This window comes from Saccharothrix sp. NBAS 001 (assembly GCF_056640475.1).
On the sequence record NZ_CM153251.1, the window covers coordinates 6,917,681 to 6,934,541 of the forward strand.

At 70.8% G+C, this 16,861-nt stretch carries 16 protein-coding genes; 5 read left to right on the top strand and 11 right to left on the bottom strand.

What is annotated here, in order from left to right; all coding sequences use genetic code 11:
• Positions 1–10: 10 nt before the first annotated feature.
• Both AC0HI0_RS29750 and AC0HI0_RS29755 read right to left on the bottom strand, forming a co-directional pair.
• Complete coding sequence (locus tag AC0HI0_RS29750; RefSeq protein WP_480926815.1) at positions 11–1,015, bottom strand: hypothetical protein; 1,005 nt, start codon at positions 1,013–1,015, stop codon at positions 11–13.
• Positions 1,012–1,491, bottom strand: a complete 480-nt coding sequence (locus AC0HI0_RS29755) for a SigE family RNA polymerase sigma factor (protein ID WP_480926816.1) — start codon at positions 1,489–1,491, stop codon at positions 1,012–1,014. The genes AC0HI0_RS29750 and AC0HI0_RS29755 overlap by 4 nt, the downstream gene beginning before the upstream one ends.
• 67 nt (positions 1,492–1,558) lie before the next feature.
• Between AC0HI0_RS29755 and AC0HI0_RS29760 the strand changes: the two genes are divergently transcribed.
• The gene (locus AC0HI0_RS29760; RefSeq protein WP_480926817.1) at positions 1,559–2,359 is read left to right on the top strand and encodes an IclR family transcriptional regulator; all 801 of its coding nucleotides are present in this window, start codon (positions 1,559–1,561) and stop codon (positions 2,357–2,359) included.
• Positions 2,360–2,847: 488 nt separating this feature from the next.
• On the opposite strand, the gene AC0HI0_RS29765 is transcribed toward AC0HI0_RS29760, so the two are convergent.
• Genes AC0HI0_RS29765 through AC0HI0_RS29780 form a run of 4 tightly spaced genes read right to left on the bottom strand, consistent with a single transcriptional unit; the run spans position 2,848 to position 6,161 of the window.
• A complete protein-coding gene (locus AC0HI0_RS29765) occupies positions 2,848–3,732 on the bottom strand; it encodes an ABC transporter substrate-binding protein (RefSeq protein ID WP_480926818.1) in 885 nt (294 codons plus the stop codon).
• A gap of 20 nt (positions 3,733–3,752) precedes the next feature.
• The gene (locus AC0HI0_RS29770) at positions 3,753–4,472 is read right to left on the bottom strand and encodes an ABC transporter permease (RefSeq protein ID WP_480934416.1); all 720 of its coding nucleotides are present in this window, start codon (positions 4,470–4,472) and stop codon (positions 3,753–3,755) included.
• Entirely contained in the window at positions 4,469–5,128 is a 660-nt protein-coding gene (locus AC0HI0_RS29775) for an ABC transporter permease (protein WP_480926819.1), read from the bottom strand. The genes AC0HI0_RS29770 and AC0HI0_RS29775 overlap by 4 nt, the downstream gene beginning before the upstream one ends.
• Complete coding sequence (locus tag AC0HI0_RS29780) at positions 5,121–6,161, bottom strand: ABC transporter ATP-binding protein (protein WP_480926820.1); 1,041 nt, start codon at positions 6,159–6,161, stop codon at positions 5,121–5,123. The genes AC0HI0_RS29775 and AC0HI0_RS29780 overlap by 8 nt, the downstream gene beginning before the upstream one ends.
• A 118-nt stretch (positions 6,162–6,279) precedes the next feature.
• Between AC0HI0_RS29780 and AC0HI0_RS29785 the strand changes: the two genes are divergently transcribed.
• Complete coding sequence (locus AC0HI0_RS29785; protein ID WP_480926821.1) at positions 6,280–7,800, top strand: bis-aminopropyl spermidine synthase family protein; 1,521 nt, start codon at positions 6,280–6,282, stop codon at positions 7,798–7,800.
• A gap of 74 nt (positions 7,801–7,874) precedes the next feature.
• Positions 7,875–8,588, top strand: a complete 714-nt coding sequence (locus AC0HI0_RS29790; protein ID WP_480926822.1) for a hypothetical protein — start codon at positions 7,875–7,877, stop codon at positions 8,586–8,588.
• Position 8,589: 1 nt separating this feature from the next.
• Here the strand turns inward: AC0HI0_RS29790 and AC0HI0_RS29795 are convergent, their stop codons facing one another.
• Positions 8,590–11,769, bottom strand: a complete 3,180-nt coding sequence (locus AC0HI0_RS29795) for a sensor domain-containing protein (RefSeq protein WP_480926823.1) — start codon at positions 11,767–11,769, stop codon at positions 8,590–8,592.
• Positions 11,770–11,994: 225 nt separating this feature from the next.
• Positions 11,995–13,179 carry an NAD(P)-dependent malic enzyme gene (locus tag AC0HI0_RS29800; RefSeq protein WP_480926824.1) on the bottom strand — a complete coding sequence of 395 codons (1,185 nt, stop codon included), beginning with the start codon at positions 13,177–13,179 and terminating at the stop codon, positions 11,995–11,997.
• 287 nt (positions 13,180–13,466) lie between these two features.
• Here AC0HI0_RS29800 and AC0HI0_RS29805 point away from each other — a divergent pair, with 287 nt between their 5' ends.
• Positions 13,467–14,063: a dTDP-4-dehydrorhamnose 3,5-epimerase family protein gene (locus tag AC0HI0_RS29805; RefSeq protein WP_480926825.1), complete on the top strand. Its 597-nt coding sequence runs from the start codon at positions 13,467–13,469 to the stop codon at positions 14,061–14,063.
• A gap of 51 nt (positions 14,064–14,114) precedes the next feature.
• Here the strand turns inward: AC0HI0_RS29805 and AC0HI0_RS29810 are convergent, their stop codons facing one another.
• Complete coding sequence (locus AC0HI0_RS29810) at positions 14,115–14,435, bottom strand: S26 family signal peptidase (protein WP_480926826.1); 321 nt, start codon at positions 14,433–14,435, stop codon at positions 14,115–14,117.
• A gap of 79 nt (positions 14,436–14,514) precedes the next feature.
• Between AC0HI0_RS29810 and sodN the strand changes: the two genes are divergently transcribed.
• Positions 14,515–14,928 carry a superoxide dismutase, Ni gene (sodN, locus tag AC0HI0_RS29815; RefSeq protein ID WP_480926827.1) on the top strand — a complete coding sequence of 138 codons (414 nt, stop codon included), beginning with the start codon at positions 14,515–14,517 and terminating at the stop codon, positions 14,926–14,928.
• Between the two features lie 1,178 nt (positions 14,929–16,106).
• Here the strand turns inward: sodN and AC0HI0_RS29820 are convergent.
• Positions 16,107–16,487, bottom strand: a complete 381-nt coding sequence (locus AC0HI0_RS29820; RefSeq protein WP_480926828.1) for a hypothetical protein — start codon at positions 16,485–16,487, stop codon at positions 16,107–16,109.
• A gap of 43 nt (positions 16,488–16,530) precedes the next feature.
• Complete coding sequence (locus AC0HI0_RS29825; RefSeq protein ID WP_480926829.1) at positions 16,531–16,824, bottom strand: hypothetical protein; 294 nt, start codon at positions 16,822–16,824, stop codon at positions 16,531–16,533.
• Positions 16,825–16,861 lie beyond the last annotated feature (37 nt).

The window sequence follows — 16,861 nt, forward strand, 5'->3', positions numbered from 1 at the left end:
GCCCCGGGGCTCAGCGTGCCCAGTCGACCTTCGGGTCGGGGTCGAACCGGAGCTGTTCGAGGGCCGCGGTCAACTGCTCGACCGTCGCGGTCGCCCGGTTCGCGGTGGCGCCGTCCGACCCGATGCCCAGGTAACGGCCGGACTCCAGCTTCACGACCAGGAACCCGCCCGAAGCCGCCACGTACACCGCGTCCCGCCCCAGCGCGGTCACCGCCTTGCCGCTCGGACTCGTCCCCGGGTCGCGGGTGAGCAGGGCGAACGCGTAACGGACGCCGTCGTGCGCGCCCGTGCCCGAGGCGACCCAGTCGTCCCCCGACTCCACCTCGATGGTCGCTTCGGTGGACTCGTCCAGCGACACCGGCACCGGCCACGCGGTGGTGTCGGGTTTCACCGACTCGGCGATCCGGAGGGCCAGGGCGCGCGCGTCGGACTGGTCGTCCACCACGACCGACAGCACGCGCTCCGGGCTCACCTGCCAGAACAGCACGTTCTCGTCGTCGACGTAGGCGGGCGCGCCGTTCACGTCGGTCCGCTGCGCCGCCGGGGCGGCGGCGAGCAGGCCGGCCTGGTGCGCGGCGTCCTGGACGTGCACGCGCAGCGTGATCCGGGGGCCGACCTTCTGCCTCGGGTCGCCGCCGCGCCACACCCGGCGCAGCCCGGACTTGTCGTTGACCACCCGCGACCACTCGCGGAAGCCGTCCGGCAGCCAGCCGGGCGAGTACTCCAGGTCCACCGACAGGCCGATCGGCGTGGACCGGGTCCCGGTGCCGGTGATGACCGCCGGGGGCGGCGGCGACACCGACGACCCGCCCGGCGGGGTGTCTGCGGCCTGGCGGGGCACGGTGGTGGCCACGACCGCAGCGGCGACCGCAGCGGCGGCGGCGACCAGCACCACGAACAGCGGCTTGCGGCTGCGCCGGCGCCGGTGCAGGGCGGCCAGCACCGGACCGGGCGGGGGTGCGGCGTCGGCCTGCTTGAGCAGCGCGCGCCGGATCACGCTCTCGACGTCGTTCACAGCGCCTCCTTGACCTGCTCGGCCGCGCGCAACGTCGCCAGCGCACGGGAGATGTGACTGCGGACGGTCACCTCGGAACACCCCAGCGTCGCCGCGATCTCGGCGTCGCCGCACTGCTCGTAGTAGCGCAGCACCACCGCGGCCCGCTGCTTGCGCGGTAACTTCGCGATCCTCCGCAGCATCGCGTCCCGCTCGTCGTACCCGCCCGCCGGATCGGCCACCGGCGGGTCGATGCCGGTGATCGGCAGGTGGGGCTTGAACCGCCGCCGCCACGACAGGAACTCGTTGGTGACCATCCGCTTGAGGTAGGCGGCCGGCGCGTCGAGCCCGCCGATCCGCCCCCAGCGCTGCTGGGCGCGCAACAGGCACTCCTGGACCAGGTCCTGGGCCAGGTGCGGGTCTGCGGTCAACACCGTGGCGTAGCGCAGCAACGGGGTGACCTGTTCGGTCGCGAACGCCTCGAACCCGGTCGTCATACCCCTCCAATGCCGGTCGTCATACCCCTCCAATGCACGGAAGGCCGGGTTTGTTGAGAATGACTTGGTGGGATCCAGCAGCGACGTGCCGGCGTTGCGCCGAGGGCTGGCCGTGCTGCGCCTGCTGGCCGGGCGCCCCGGCCCGCTGTCCGCCGCCGCCGTGGCGCGGGAACTGGACCTGCCGAGGTCCACCACCTACCACCTGCTGGCCGAACTGGCCGACGCCGGGTTCGCCACCCACTTCCCCGAGGAGCGCCGGTACGGGCTGGGCGTGGCGGCGTTCGAGCTGGGCTCGGCGTACCTGCGCCACGACCCGCTGGAACGCCTCGCCCGGCCGCTGCTGCGCCGCCTGGTGGACGGCGTGGGCCGGACCGCCCACCTGGGCGTGCTGCACGGCGCGGAGGCGCTGTACCTGGTGCGCGAGCAGCCCCGCCGGCCGTCCACGATCGTCTCGGACGTGGGCGTGCGCCTGCCGTCGCACCTGACCGCGTCGGGCCGCGCGATGCTGGCCCGCCTGCCCGACGCCCAGGTGCGGGCCCTGTTCCCGAGCGTGACGTCGTTCGTCGACCGGACCGGCCGGGGCCCGGCCAACCTCCCGGCCCTGCGCCGCCTGCTCACCGCAGAGCGCCGCCGGGGCTGGGCCGTGGAGGACGGCTACGTGACCGCCGGCTTCGCCTCCGTCGCCGCCCCGGTCTTCGACCACGGCGAACGCCCGATAGCCGCGATCACCGTCACCTTCCGCCACGTGTGCGACGAGGAGTGCGGCGAGACCTGGCCGGACCTGGCCGCCGAGACCCGCCGCACCGCCGACGCCCTGACCGCCCGCATCGGCGGCCACCGCGCGGGCCACGAGGAGAAGCCGGGCTGAGGGCCTCGACCGGACACGGTCAGCGCCACCACGGCCGACGAGTCGGCCAACGCGGTCCTCGCGGTGGCAGTCGTCCCAGGTGACCCCGGCCTTGTCGATGCGCTGCCGCCCGGTGCTCACGATCCCCCGCTCGCGGAAGCGGCGGAGTTCGACGTCCACCGCCTCCCGGGACGCGCCGATCCGGGTCGCCATTGTCCTGCTGGGCGAGGTTCGACCGGATGACCCAGCCGCCGTCGCCCTCCCCACCGACCTCCTTCGCCGGGTAGAGCAGCCAGTCCGCGAGCCGGCGGCCGGCCCTCCCGGAAGATCGTCTGCCCGCTGCGAAGGCCACCGGGCCGCCATCCGGCTTCATGCCTTCATGTGGTGTTCGGCCCCCGAAGGGACCACGCGGAACCCGCGTGGCCGCGGCCCGACCGGCTTGCCCGCGCACAACGAAAACCGCCGGCCCACCCCGGGGGGGGCGGACCGGCGGTTCGGCCGTGGGACGGCTAGATCTTGACGTTCTTCAGGAAGTCCGCGGCCACGTTCGCCACGGTCTCCTTGTCGATGTCGACCCGCTTGACCAGCTCGGCCAGGTTGACCGTGGTCAGCGCGGCGGACACCTTGTTCAGCGCGTCCTTGCCCGCCTGGTTGACCGCGTCGGACCGCAGCAGCGGGATGATGTTCTGCGCCGGGTACATGTTCTTCGGGTCCTTCAGCTCCACGAACGAGTTCGCCTTGATGTCGGCGGACGTCGTGTACAGGTTCGCGACCTGCGCGGTGCCGTTCTTCAGCGCGTCCACGGTGATCGGGCCGCCGGCGTCGGTGGTCTTGATCTCCTTGAACGTGACGCCGTACAGCTCCTTGACCTTGTCCTTCCAGCGCTGGCCCCACTCGCCGGCCGCGCCCAGGACGTACTTGCCGTCACCGAGGTCGGCGATCGAGGCCACGCCCGAGTCGGCGGTCTCCTTGGTGACCACCAGGACGTCCTTGTCCTCCGCGTCGGACTTGAACAGGACCTCCAGACCGGACGGGGTCTTGTCCTTCAACGCCTTGTAGACGTCGTCGGCCGCGGTGGTGGTGTTGGTCTTGTCGAAGTAGTTCAGCAGGTTGCCGGTGTACTCCGGCACCACGCCGAGCGACTTGTCCTGCAACGCCTTCACCACGAGTTCTCGCGCGCCGATGCCGGACTTCACCGACACCTTCGCGCCGGTCGCCTTCAGGGCACCGGCGTAGATCTCGGCCAGGATCTTGTTCTCGGTGAAGTCGGCCGAACCGACCACGACCTCACCCGAGGCGGACTGCTGGTTGCTCCCGCTCAGGTCCTCTTTGGACCCGCACGCGGAGACGACCAACGCTGCCGCCGCGACGATGACGGCCAACGTGCGCTTCATGCCGTTCTCCCTCTCCCACTTCACCGGTCTCCACCGACCTCGACCACGTCGGCCGCCTTGGCGCGCCGACGGGGCCGGGCGGTCAGCCGCAAACCCCTGGGTATGACGAGTTTCCCGGCGAACGCCAGCAGGACGTCCACCACCACCGCGAGCAGCGCGATCAGGATCGCGCCGCCGATGAACTGCCCGTAGTCGAGCACCCGCAGGCCGTCGATCAGCGGCCGGCCCAGCGACTCGATGCCGACGTACGCGGCGACCGACGCCGTCGCCACCACCTGGAGGACGGCGTTGCGCAGGCCGCCGACCAGCAGGGGCAGCGCGTTGGGCAGCTCCACCTTCCACAGCCGCTGCGCCCCGGTCATCCCCATGCCGCGCGCGGCGTCCACGACTCCGCCGTCCACGCTCTGGAGGCCGGCGTAGGTGCCCGCCAGGATCGGCGGCACGGCCAGCACGATCAGGCCGATCAGCACCCCGACCTGGCCGACCCCGACCACCAGGTACAGGAACGTCACCAGGCCGAGCGTGGGCAGCGCGCGCAGCGCGTTGCTGCCGCCCACCACCAGCACACCGCCGCGCCCGGTGTGCCCGACGTAGAGCCCGAGCGGCACCGCGATGGCCGACGCGCCGAGCACCGCGCCCAGGCAGTACAGCAGGTGCACGCCGATCCGCACCGGGATCGAGGTCGAGCCCGACCAGTTGGCCGGGTCGGTCAGCCACGCGAGCGCGTCCGCGAAGATCATCGGCGTCCCGCCCTCGTCCACGGCGTCAAGGCGTTGCGCAGGGCCAGCAGCACCAGGTCCACGACCAGCGCCAGCACCAGCGTGAGCACGATGCCGACGATGATCGGCGCGAGGTAGCGCTGCCGGAAGCCGTCGGTGAACAGCGTGCCCAGGCCGCCGCTGCCGATCAGCGCGCCGACGCTGACCAGGCTGATGTTGCTCACCGACCCGACCCGCACGCCGGCCGCGAGCACCGGCACCGACAGCGGCAGTTCCACGGTGAGGAACCGCCGCCACGGCCGGAAGCCCATCGCGGTCGCGGCGGCCGTCACGTGCGAGGGCACCGCGTTGAGCGCCTCCACGACCGGCCGCACCAGCAGGGCGGTGGTGTAGATGGTCAGCGCGATCACCACGTTGAGCGGGTCGAGCACCTGAGTGCCGATCACCGCCGGGATGATCGCGAACAGCGCCAGCGACGGCACCGTGTAGATCGCGTTGGACAGCCCGACCAGGAACCCGTTGACCCGCCGGTACCGGTGGCACACCAGGCCCAGCACGATGGCCAGCACCACCGAGATCGCCAGCGGCACCAACGACAGGTAGACGTGGTCGAGCAGCGCCGACCACAGCGCGCTGCGGGTGCCCGCGTCGCTCAGGTACTTGGCTATGTCACCCACGGTGGCTCTCGATCACGTCGAGCACCTGGTGCGCCTTGACCACGCCGACGAACCTCCCGTTGGCGTCGACCACCACGCCCAGGCCCGAGGGCGAGGACAGGGCGGCGTCCAGCGCGCCCCGGATCGGGCCGCCCTCGCTGTAGAGCGAGCCGCCGGGCACCACGACGCCGTCCGGCGCGCTCCAGCCCTGGGGCCGCTCCTCGCCGTCCACCAGCAGTTCCCACGCGCCGGAGGCGGCGGACGACTCGACCGTGTCGACCCGACCCACCTCCACCCCGGCGAAGTCCACAAAGGACAGACTGCGGTAGCCCCGGTCCTTGCCCACGAAGCCCGCCACGAAGTCGTCGGCCGGGCGGGTGAGCAGCTCGGCGGGCGGCGCGTACTGGGCGAGGATGCCGCCCTCCCGGAACACCGCCACCTTCTCGCCGATCCGCACCGCCTCGTCGATGTCGTGCGTCACGAAGACGATCGTCTTGTCCAGCTCGGCCTGCAACCGCAGCAGCTCGTCCTGGAGCCCTTCGCGCACCACCGGGTCGACCGCGCTGAACGGCTCGTCCATCAGCAGCACCGGCGGGTCGGCGGCCAGCGCCCGCGCAACGCCCACCCGCTGCTGCTGGCCGCCGGAGAGCTGCGCCGGGTAGCGCCGGCCGAGTTCGGCGGGCAGCCCCACCAGTTCCAGCAGCTCCGCCGCGCGGGTCCGGGCACGTGACTTCGCCCACCCGGACAGCAGCGGCACGGTGGCCACGTTGTCCAGCACGGTCCGGTGCGGGAACAGGCCCGCCTGCTGGATGACGTACCCGATGCCCAGCCGCAGCTTCGGCGGGTCCACGGTGAGCACGTCCCGGCCGTCCACCAGGACCGTGCCCGAGGTCGGGTCGATCATCCGGTTCACCATGCGCAGGGACGTCGTCTTGCCGCAACCCGACGGACCGACGAAGACCGTGATCGTGCCCGCCTCGACCACGAGGTCCAGGCCGTTCACCGCGATCGTCCCGTCGTCGAACCGCTTGGTCACGCCGCGGAACTCGATCACCCCGTGGTCCTCCCCGTCGGTGGCATCAGGCCGGTCGATTAAGGCGTCGAACGACACTAGCCCGTTCGCCCGACCGTGGCACGGCGTTCCAGGATTCGGTCAGTAGGCTGCTTCGGTTGTGGCCACCGAACTAGTCCGCGCGCTGCTGGGTTCCCACGGCGCGCACGCGCGCAAACTCCGGCGCGTCCTGACCCTGCTGGGTGACGACTGGCACACGCTGGCCGATCTGGTCCGGGTGCCGGCCGTGCCCCGGCGCACCGTGCAGGACCTGCTGAAGGCGCTCGACGTCGACGTGGAGACCGACGGCGACCGGTTCCGCATCGCTCCCGGACGGGTGGCGCAGTACGCGGAGTTCACCGCGCCGCCCGAACCGGCCGACCCGCTGGTGTCGCGGCACGGCGCGCTGCTCGGCGCGCTGCTGGCCGACATCGCCTCGGTGCCGCCGCCGCTGGCCGCCCTGGACCACGTGCAGGCGACCGCCGAGACCGCGCTCAAGCGGGCGCTGTGGCTGGACGCCCAGTACGACCTGACCGGCCGGACCCTGCTGTGCCTGGGCGACCACGACCTGACCTCGCTCGCGGTGTGCGCGGTGCACCCGGACGTGTCCGTCGTCGTGGTCGATGTGGACGATCGACTCCTGGCCTACCTCGACGAGCGCTCCGGCGGCCGGGTGCGGACGCTGCACGCGGACTTCCGGTTCGGCCTGCCACCCGCCCTGCTGGAGTCCGCGGACCTGGTGTTCAGCGACCCGCCCTACACCCCGGAGGGCATGGCGCTGTTCGCCGGCCGGGCCGTGGAGTGCCTGGCCGACCTCGGGCAGGGCCGGGTGCTGCTCGCCTACGGGTTCAGCGACCGGACGCCCGCGCTCGGGTTGAAGGTCCAGCAGGAACTCCTGCGGCTGGGCCTGGTGTTCGAGGCGGTGCTGCCCGCGTTCCACCGGTTCGACGGCGCGCAGGCCATCGGCAGCGCCGCCGACCTCTACGTGTGCCGCCCCACCGCACGGCGGCCGGTCGGTGTCGGGCGCACCACGATCTACACCCACGGCCCGCAGTCCGTGGAGGCCGAGGGGCCGGGGTCCAAGGCGCTGCAAGCCCTGGTGGACCTCGCGCCGCGGCCGGAGTCCTCGCCGCCGCCCAAGCCGCGCGCGCCCGGCTGGGCCGACCCGATCGGCAAGGGCGCGGCGTCGCTGGCGGTCGACCTGTCCGGCGACCCCGGCCCGTGGCTGCTGCGCACGCTGCTGGCGTGCTCGCCCGGCCGGATGGCCGCCCTGGTGCCCAACAACCACCCGAACGTGTCATCGGCGGCCGGTCAGGAGGAACTGACGTCCCTCGTGGACACCCGATTCGCGTTGCGCTTCATGCGCTCCACCCCGGACGGCAAGCACTGCGTCGTGGTGGCCGACCAGGTGCTCGCCGGCACCCTCGACCCCGGCGGGCTGGTCGTGCGTGAGGTGCTGATGCGGGCGCACGGCAAGCTCGGCAACGTGTGGCGCGAGGCGCTGACCACCGTGCTGCGGATCACCAAGCGCGAGGCCCGGGACCTGATCGGCGAGCACGACGACCTGGAGCACCGGCTGATCGACCTGCCCCGGCACCGGATCGCCGCGCTGCTGCCGCTGATCCGCGCGTCGGCGGGGTAGTTCGGCGAAACCCGCTCGGTTCTCGCCCCGGCGCAGGTAGCTTCCGTTCCGACTCGGTCCGGGAGGGGCAGAACGTGAATCGACCATGGCCACCAGGGCAGCCGTACGGTCAGCAGCCGCCGCCCGGCCAACAGCCTTACGGTCAGCCGAACCAGCCGTACGGGCAGCCCCACGACCAGCAGCACCCGCAGCAGGCGTACCCCGGCCAAGCCGACCCATGGCAAGCCAACCCCGGCCAAGCCGCGCCCGGACCGCCGGTGCCGGGACAGCCGTACCCCGGGCAGCCCGGCTACGGGACGCCGAACAAGCCGGGCGGCGCGGCGGTCGTGGCCGGGCTGCTGTTCCTGCCCGCCGTGATCTACACCCTGGTCGCGGCGTCGAGTTCGTGGGACGGCAGGCCGGATTCCCTCCACCTGTTCGTCTCGGTGCTGGGCATGGCGTTCGCCCACGACATCACCGGCAACGTCGACTTCGCGATCACGCTGTCGATGATCGTCGGGCCGCTCGTGCTCGTACTGGCGCTGCTGCTGGTGTTCCGGGTGCCCGGAGTGCGCTGGGCGTTGACCGTCCTCGGCGCGCTGTGCACCGCGTACTACGCCTACGCGGCGATCAGGCTGCTCACCAACACGGGCGGCAGCGGCGAGTACGTCATCCTGCTGTTCGTGGCGCTGCTGCTGTGGCTGGTGCCGGCGTTCGTCGCGGCGCTCCCGCCGGTCGGCCGGGCGATCCGCAAGACCTCGCCGCCGCAACAGTTCCAGCAGCCGCCGTACCAGCGGCAGTGGCGTTGAGCTAGCCGGCCTTGGGGATGTGCAACGGGCCGAGTGCGAGCACGGCCCGGAACTCCTTGGGCGGCACCGGCCGGGAGAACAGCCAGCCCTGGTAGGCGTCCACGCCGACGCCGCGCAGCACGTGGAACTGGGTGGCGGTCTCGACGCCCTCGGCCACGCACTTGCGGCCCATCGCCCGTGCCATGTCCACCACGGCCCGTGCCACCGCGAAGTCCGAGGAGTCGTTGCCGACGCCGGAGACGAACCGCCGGTCGACCTTGATGATCTGGGCGGGCAGGTCCTTGAGCCGCGCCAGCGACGAGTAGCCGGTGCCGAAGTCGTCCACCGCGAACCGGATGCCGCGCGCGACCAGTTCGTCCATCGACTGGCGGACCCGTGAGGGCAGGTCGACCAGGGCGGTCTCGACCAGTTCCAGCACGACCCGGTCCCACGGGATGCCGGCCTCGGCGATGGTGTTGGCGACGATGTCGACGAACTCCGGGTCGCCCGGCACCAGGCCGGCCAGGTTCACCGCGACCGACACCGGTTTGCCGTTGGGCTCGGGCCAGGTCGAAGCTTCCTTCAACGCCGTGCGCAGCACCCACCGGTCCAGCTCGCGCAGCAGGTCGCCCTGCTCGGCGACGGGCAGGAAGATGTCCGGCGGCAGCAGCCCCCGGTCCGGGTGCGGCCAGCGCACCAGCGCCTCGGCCGTCTGCACCGCGCCGTCCACCCCGACCACCGGCTGGAAGTGCAGCGCCAGGCCGTCGTGCGCCAGCGCGTCGCGCAACTGGCCCTCCAGGTGCACCTGCCGGTCCGCCGACGCGATCAACGCCGCCGACGCCAACGACACCCGCCCCGCACCCGCCCGCTTCGCCTCGAACATCGCCGCGTCCGCGAACCGCAACAGGTCGTTCCCGGTCGCCCGCGACCCGTTGGGCACCGCCGCACCGATCGACGCCGACACCCGCACCAACTGGCCGTGCACCGGCACCGCCGTCCGCAACAGCCCCGCCACCTTGGTCGCCAGCGCGTCCACCCCGCCGACCAGGTCGATGTTCTCGCAGATGATCACGTACTCGTCACCCGACAGCCGCGCCGCCGTGCACCCCTCCGGCAGACCGCCCTCCAACCGCCGCGCCAACGCCACCAACAGCTCGTCACCCGCGTCGTGCCCCAACGAGTCGTTCACCCGCTTGAAGTTGTCGATGTCGCAGAACAGCACCGCCACCCGCGACCGGTCCTCCGACTCCAACAGCGTGCCCAACAACTCCTTGACCAGCGCCCGGTTCGGCAACCCGGTCAACTCGTCGTGCGTGGCCTGGTGGCGCAGCGCCTCGGACGCCCGGCGGCGCTCGGTGATGTCCTGGAAGACCGTCAGCCAGAACCGGCGGCCGTCGTCCTGCACGGACAGCGCGATGTGCAGCTCGCAGTAGACCCGCTCGCCGTCCGGGCGCACCAGGATCCGCTGCGGGATCTTGTGCACGCGGTCCGCGCCGTTCTGGGTCATCCGGCTCACCGAGTCGAGCCGGTCCGCCTTGTCGTCCGGGTGGGTCAGCTGCTCGGCGGTCATCCCGCGCAGCTGCTCCAGGTCGATGCCGAGCAGGTCGCACAGCGCGTCGTTGGCGTCCACCAGGCGCTCGGCCTCGTCGAACAGGCCGATGCCGACCGGCGTCAGCGACACCAGGTCGGCGAAGCGCTGGCTGGACCGCTTCATCCGGGTCTCGGCGGCGCGCTGCTCGGTGATGTCCTGCGCGGTGCCGACCGCGAGCGGGCGCCCGTCCGGGCCGTGCACGACGACGCCGTGGCTGCGGAACACCCGGAGCTTGCCGTCGCGGCGCAGGATCCGGTGCTCGAACTGGACCGGGACCTCGTCGGTGGCCAGCTGCTGCCACAGCTCGTCGACCCAGCCCCGGTCGTCGGGGTGCACCAGGTCGAGGTAGGTCTGGTAGCGGGTGCGCTCCTCGCGCGGCACGCCGAACAGGTCGGCCAGCATGTCCGACCAGACCACGTCGCCGGTCTCGAAGTTCCACTCCCACACGCCGAGGTGGGCGGCGCGCTGCGCGTCGGCCAGCCGGCGGCGGTCGTCGCGGAGCTGGAGTTCCAGCGCGCGGGCCTCGGTGACGTCCTGGATCGTGCCGTGGAAGCGGTGCAGCTTGCCGCGCTCGAACTCGGGGCGCACCCGGCAGATGTAGACGCGCTCGCCGAACTCGCTGCGCACCTCCGCCTCGAACGTCTCCTCGTCCTTGGCGTTGAGCAGCTGCCGGCGCAGCGCCTCGACCGCGGCCCGGTCGTCCGGGTGCACGCCGGAGAGCAGGTCGGCGTCCGGCGCGATGCCGAGGTCGGCGTACATCTCCAGCAGCACCTCGCTGCGGTGCACGGCCTTGGTCGGCACCTCGTAGCTCCAGCTGCCGATGCGCGCGATGCGCTGCGCCTCCAGCAGCCGGGCGCGCTCGGTCTCCAGGGCGCGGTCGGAGCGCCACTGCGCGGAGATGTCGCGGATGTAGCCGGTGATGAACTGGGTCCGGCCGTCGGCTCTCAGCTTGGCCTCGGCGACACCTCTGATCCACCTCAGCTCACCGCTGGGCAGGATGATCCGGTAGACGATGTCGATCGGGTTGCCGTCCAGCTCCCGGTTCGCCCAGTAGCTGGCCACCATGTCGTAGTCGTCGGGGTGCACCAGGTCCAGCACGGCCTGCGCGCCCGGCACGACCTCGCCCGGCCGCACGCCCATCATCTCGTAGTGCGACTCCGACCAGACCGTGACGCCGGTCGTCGGGTCGTACTCCCACGAGCCGATCTGGGCGACCCGCTGCACGGTGCGCAGCCGGCGCTGTTCGTCGCGCAGGTCGTCGGCGGCCGTGGCCAGGTCCGACACGTCCACCAGGAGCACGGCGTGCAGCCCCGTCCCGGGTACCTGGGTGCGCACCACGCGGACCGGGAGCAGACCGCCGTCCGACTGGCGCAACCGCAAATCTGCGGATTCACCGACGAGCAGATCTCCTAATGCGCGACCCACCAGGTCATCGGAGGAATGCGCTTTCGCGAGCAGCGCGACGGCGGCGTTCGCCCGCATGACGACGCCTTTGAGGTCGCACAACAGCGAGGGTGCCTCGGGAAGCGGGATTCCGTCGAGCGCGATGGGTGACCCCGCAGGTCGCGCAGGGTCGAGCACCACTGGAGCGCGTCCAACCCGCTTGGGCACGGTCCCACCTTCCCGTGTCTACGGCAGGGATGAACCGGCCCGACCGCACCCGTAAACGGCGTACTTCTCCACGGGCAATATTCACCCGAGGAGAGGGACCGTATCGCTTCGGAGCGTCATCGCCCACCCCTCTTCGGGCTAACGAAACAACACGACGGGGGTTTCGGTGGTTCGATGAGCCGAATGGACGGATGCGGCCGGAGGTCTCCCAACTCCGACTGGACGTCAGGCTACTCCGTCCTGCCGAGCTGCCAAGGCCACGGCGGCGGCGACTTCGGGCCCGACCCGGGGGTCGAGGGCGCTGGGCACGATCCGGTCGGCGGCGAGGTCGTCGGTGGCCACCGCGGCGATCGCGTCGGCCGCCGCCAGCTTCATGTTCTCGGTGATCCGCTTCGCGCCGGCGTCCAGCGCGCCCCGGAAGATGCCGGGGAACGCGAGCACGTTGTTGATCTGGTTGGGGAAGTCGCTGCGCCCGGTGGCCACGATCGCCGCGTGCCGGCCCGCCACCTCCGGGTGCACCTCGGGGTCCGGGTTGGACAGCGCGAACACGACGGAGTCGCCGGACATGCTCGCGATCAGCTCCTCCCCCACCTTCGAGGAGGACACGCCGACGAACACGTCCGCGCCCTTGAGCGCCTCGGCGATGCCGCCGCGCAGCCCGCTGCCGTTGGTCACCTCGGCCAACTCGGCCTTCACCGGGTTGAGCCCGTCCCGGCCGGCGTGCACGATGCCCCGCGAGTCGACCACGGTCACCTCGCCGACACCGGCCGCGAGCAGGATCTTCGCGCACGCGACACCGGCCGCGCCGGCACCGGAGATCACCACGCGCTGGTCGGCGATGTTCTTGTCCAGCACGGTGTTCGCGCCGCGCAGCGCGGCCAGCACCACGACCGCGGTGCCGTGCTGGTCGTCGTGCATGACGGGCACGTCGAGCGCCTCGATCAGCCGCCGCTCCAGCTCGAAGCAGCGCGGCGCGGCGACGTCCTCCAGGTTGACCGCGCCGAACGACGGGCGCAGCCGGACCAGCGTCTCCACGATCTCGTCCACGTCGGTCGTGTTCAGCACCAGCGGGATCGAGTCGAGCCCGCCGAAGGTCTTGAACAGGGCGGCCTTGCCCTCCATGACCGGCAGCGACGCGCTCGCGCCGATGTCGCCCAGGCCGAGCACGGCGGTCCCGTCGCTGACCACGGCCACCAGGCGGTGCGCCCAGGTGTACTTGGCGGCCAGCGAGGGGTCGTCGGCGATCGCGCGGCTGACCCGCGCCACGCCGGGCGTGTAGGCGATGGAGAGCGCCCGGGGGTCGGCCAGCGACGCGGTCGCGCCGATGGCGAGCTTGCCGCCCTCGTGGGCGCGGAAGATCTCTTCGTCGGTCAACTCGGACGTCACGGGCTGGTCGTTCAATGCGGTCACTGGGGAGTCCTCCTGCGGTGCGCGAGTCGTTCGGCGCACCGGGACCGGCGTTGTCACGCGGATCGACGGGGCCTGTCAGCGGGGCGTCCGCGCGATCGGCGCGGCACCCCCGGGTGCGGTGTGCGGGCAAGCATGACAGCGTCGCGCAGGCGTGTCTGCGGCGGGGATCACATTCTTTCCGCAGGTCAGAGCGGGTTTCCCAGAACGTACGTCCGGTTTTCTGCACCGACCGGTCGGTTTTCGCAGGCAGGATCGGTCAAGACCGAACTGGACATAGGGTGTGCGCCATGCAGGTACGCGAGCTGAAAATTTCCGGCGCGTTCGAGTTCATCCCGTCGGTGTTCCCCGACGAGCGGGGACTGTTCGTGGCCCCGTTCCAGGAAGAGGCGTTCACCAAGGCCGTGGGGCACGGGCTGCGGGTCGCCCAGACCAACCACAGCAGGTCGAGACTCGGGGTGATCCGCGGCGTGCACTATGCGGACGTGCCACCCGGTCAGGCGAAGTACGTGCACTGCCCGCGCGGGCGGCTGCTCGACGTCGTGGTGGACATCCGGGTCGGGTCGCCCACGTTCGGCGAGTGGGACGCGGTGGAGCTGACGGAGCAGGCGTTCAACTCGGTGTACGTGCCCGAGGGCGTCGGCCACGCGCTGATGGCGCTGGAGGACGACTCGGTGACGTCGTACCTGTGCACCGAGGGCTACAACCCGAAGGCCGAACGCGGCCTCAGCCCGCTGGGGCTCGGCCTGCCCTGGCCGGCGGACGTGACGCCGGTGCTGTCGCCGAAGGACGCCGAGGCCCCGACGCTGGCCGAGGCCCAGGAGGCGGGCCTGCTGCCGTCGTACGAGGAATGCACGGCCTGGTACCGGAAACTCGCCCGGACGTGACGGCGACCCCGATCGCCCCCGGGTCCTAGGGGCGGTCCCCCCGGCGACCGTTCACCGTCGGCGGAGCGGACGCGGGCGCGGCCAGAGGCGGAACGGGATCACACCGAGCACCTCCGCCGCGCCCAGCGTGCGCGAGTCCGTGGAGGCGAACGGGTTGTCGCCCTCGACGTGCCACCCGCCGTCGACCGGCCGGACCGCCCGCTTGACCGACAACTGCCCCGGCCGGGTCGCCCACCGGACCAGCACGACGTCGTTCGCGCGGGGTCGGCGTGATCGTCGCAGCAGGACGACGTCCCCGGTCCGCAGCGTCGGGACCATGGACGGCCCGACCACCCGAACCAGCGGCAACGGGCTGTGCGCGCGCGGTGCCAACGATCACCTCCACCTGCCGTGGCGAAGCCCCGGGAGTAGGGTTCGACCCTGTCGGAGCATCCACTGTCAGGGAGGAACAATGCGACTGCTGTCGCACATTCTCCGCCGCCCGCTACTGGAGGCCACCGCGCACTGCGACCTCCCGTGCGGTGTTTACGACCCGGCGCAGGCCCGGATCGAGGCGGAGTCGGTCAAGGCGGTCCAGGAGAAGTACCAGGCCAACGAGGACCCCGAGTTCCGCGAGCGCGCGATCCTCATCAAGGAACAGCGCAGCGAACTCGTCAAGCACCACCTGTGGGTGCTGTGGACCGACTACTTCAAGCCCCCGCACTTCGAGAAGTACCCGGAACTCCACGACCTCTTCAACCGCGCCACCAAGGCCGCCGGCGCGTCCGGCACGAAGGGCTCGATGGACCCGGCGAAGGGCCAGGAGCTGCTCGACCTGATCGCCCAGATCGACAAGATTTTTTGGGAGACGAAGGCCGCGGCCTGACGACCTGCGATAACACGGCGCTGACCAGCGGGAACTTCTCCGTCTGGTCAGCGCCGTTCTTCGTCCTCGGTCGCCGTCGAGCGTCCTCCGACGGCCCCACGACGGCCCAAGTCAGTCCAGTTTGGACAGATGGTCGACCCATCGATCGCGGCCACGCCCGCCCGGCAAACCCAGGTACGCTTCCGGACACGACCGCGCCACGTCGACATGGAGCTGAGCGAGCATGACTCCACTCGCCTCAAACATGAGGAGACTTCGCCAGGGTCTCGGACGTCGGGCCTGACGGTCTCACGCTTCAAGCTGGACGCGACGTGCACATCCAGTGCCATGTCTTCGTCGTACTCCCTCTTTATAAATCCGGTACAGATCGGCATTGGCACACGAACTGATTTGTAGTCCACCATCACTGACTGGCGCTGCGATGTGCGCAGCACCGCAGTACGCGTTGGACAGTCCCGCGAGCCGTCTGACATTGGTCCAGTTGAGTCGATCGATGAGAAGCCCGGTCCACCATCGCCGCCCCCTCTTCTCACCCAAGCGCCATCTTGCGGAGTTTGGCTAGCGGACCCCCGCAGCCATCTACCAGGACGAACGGTACTGGGGGCGAACTTGTCCCGCAGCGGTCCCGCACCCGCCAGCCTCAGGTACCGTCGATTAGTGGGCACTCGCCGTCTGCAACGAGCTAGGAACCAAGGCAGTTCCGCCCTTCGGCGTGCACTCTTCCCCCTCGGTTCATTTGCCGCCACCACTGGCGCGGCCGTTGCAGGCTTCAACCAATCCCCGAACGCGCTGCAACTAGCAGGCATGGCGACAACAGCTACGCTCATGGGCCTTCTCACCTGGGCAAACCAGCAGGGCTCTGGGTCGGCTCTCAAAAAACGTCGCTTAGCGATAACTACTGACACGTAGGTAGGGCGATAACCCCGAGCAACTCAACAGAGGTGCTTCGTGTCATCCCGTCGACCTGGCGCAGCCCTGTCACGCGAGCTGGGGGCCTGCGACATGCCACCCTGACCGGCGGATGCGGTGTCAGGCTCGCAGGCCCCCAGCTCGCGTGATAGTCCTCCGGAAGGTCGTCGGGATGACACGTGCCCCGGTCCCCCGCTGGATCGGGAGTCGATCGCCGGTCCCGGTCATCCTGTTGGCCTGCCCGTCCGGCGAGGACATGTCTTTGATCTCTAGGAGTGTTGCGCCCCCGCAGGGGGCCGCCTTGACCAAGGAGAAGAAACTCTGAACACGCCCGGTCCGGCTTGCGGTGCCCCATGAGCGGAAGCGGGCTGGTGCCTGGGTGGCCCTGCGTGCCACCAGTGGTCGGGGTCGCCGTCACCCTTCTTCTGTGGCACGTACTTGACCACCTCGAACAGGCCCTCGAATGAGAACGGCGTGAGCACGCTGACCGCTCCCACGATGAACGCTGAGCCCGGCCGCATGACGCCCTCAAGTACGCGTAGCAGCGAGCTGCGGTTGACCTCCATGGCCTTGGCCAGTCCGTAGACGCTGGTGTAGCCGGCGAGCTTGGACGCTTTGCGGAAGTTGTCGATTCGCAGACGAACGGTCATCGCCAAGCGCACCCCACGACCGCGTGACCAAGGCTGTCGGGATTCATACGCGCACAAGTGGACATGCCTGCCGCAGCTCCGCGCCCTCGCCATGATCTTCGGATGGCTCTCCTGTGATCATCGGGACGAGCCGGCAGTCAAGTGCTGTGGCATTGCTGACGAAGTCGAGGACATTTTCAGTGCTGTGAGTGGTGTAGGTCGACCTCCCGTCGGCGAACAGGATCAGCGCATACCAGGGGAACACTTCGATTACCCACGCCGCGACCTCGTTGTCCTCATCCACAACGGCATGGATGACCGGCGGACCCTGGATGGTCAGGCAAGGTGGTGACGTCATGCGAGGCTACTTCCATGTCGGCTGGTGGTGCACCCAC

Bases quoted from the DNA above. Each gene is read 5' to 3' on its own strand.
- AC0HI0_RS29820 (WP_480926828.1), bottom strand. From the start codon at position 16,487: ATGACCGTTCGTCTGCGAATCGACAACTTCCGCAAAGCGTCCAAGCTC.
- AC0HI0_RS29770 (WP_480934416.1), bottom strand. From the start codon at position 4,472: ATGATCTTCGCGGACGCGCTCGCGTGGCTGACCGACCCGGCCAACTGG.
- AC0HI0_RS29765 (WP_480926818.1), bottom strand. From the start codon at position 3,732: ATGAAGCGCACGTTGGCCGTCATCGTCGCGGCGGCAGCGTTGGTCGTC.
- AC0HI0_RS29805 (WP_480926825.1), top strand. From the start codon at position 13,467: ATGCAGGTACGCGAGCTGAAAATTTCCGGCGCGTTCGAGTTCATCCCG.
- AC0HI0_RS29825 (WP_480926829.1), bottom strand. From the start codon at position 16,824: ATGACGTCACCACCTTGCCTGACCATCCAGGGTCCGCCGGTCATCCAT.
- AC0HI0_RS29755 (WP_480926816.1), bottom strand. From the start codon at position 1,491: ATGACGACCGGGTTCGAGGCGTTCGCGACCGAACAGGTCACCCCGTTG.
- sodN (WP_480926827.1), top strand. From the start codon at position 14,515: ATGCGACTGCTGTCGCACATTCTCCGCCGCCCGCTACTGGAGGCCACC.